Origin of the sequence: Winogradskya consettensis, assembly GCF_018332715.1 — a bacterium.
Classification (GTDB): Bacteria; Actinomycetota; Actinomycetes; order Mycobacteriales; family Micromonosporaceae; genus Actinoplanes; species Actinoplanes consettensis.
The window spans coordinates 1-531 of record NZ_BOQP01000108.1 but is presented as its reverse complement, the minus strand read 5'-3'; the positions used below and the strand labels follow the sequence as shown (position 1 = coordinate 531).

Sequence of the window (531 nt, the reverse complement as noted above, 5' to 3'; positions counted from 1 at the left end):
CGAGGCGTCGACCTCGCCGCTCCACCGGGATCACATCGCCCTGCACGAGATCAGCCACATGCTCCTCGGGCACACCTCCACCAACGAAGACGCTCCCAGGGCCGACCTGAGTCACCTGTTCGTCGCCCTCCCGCCCGAGACCGTTCGGAGCGTGCTGGGGCGGGCCAACTTCAGCAGCCCGCAAGAGCGCGAGGCCGAGCAGTTGGCCAACAGAATAGCCAGGCTGGCGAAGTTGACACCGCGCCAGAGAAGCCGGAATCCGGAACTCGAGCGCCTTGCCGCAGGATTGCTCGGTGAGAGCGCATGATGCGATTCGCGGGACTGGTCGTCGTCGTCCTGTTGTGGATCACGGTCGCGTGGCGGGCGCTCAAGGTCTGGCGGAAAGGACAGGACCGAACCCTCTGGTGGGCATTCCTTGGTCTGGCCGTCATGATGACCTTGCGCCTGCCCGCCGGCAAGGCGCTGGACGAGGCGCTCGGGGTAACGGACCTCTCGTATCTGCTGAAGCATCTCTTCGGCGGGATCCTGGCC

At 65.9% G+C, this 531-nt stretch carries 1 protein-coding gene and 1 pseudogene; both read left to right on the top strand.

Annotated features, from left to right (window positions below; translation table 11 throughout):
• Window positions 1-307, top strand: a pseudogene (locus tag Aco04nite_RS48520) (hypothetical protein); the annotation flags it as partial.
• The coding region (locus Aco04nite_RS48515; RefSeq protein ID WP_213003927.1) for a hypothetical protein at window positions 304-531 on the top strand (228 nt) is incomplete at its 3' end. The pseudogene Aco04nite_RS48520 and the gene Aco04nite_RS48515, both read left to right, overlap by 4 nt.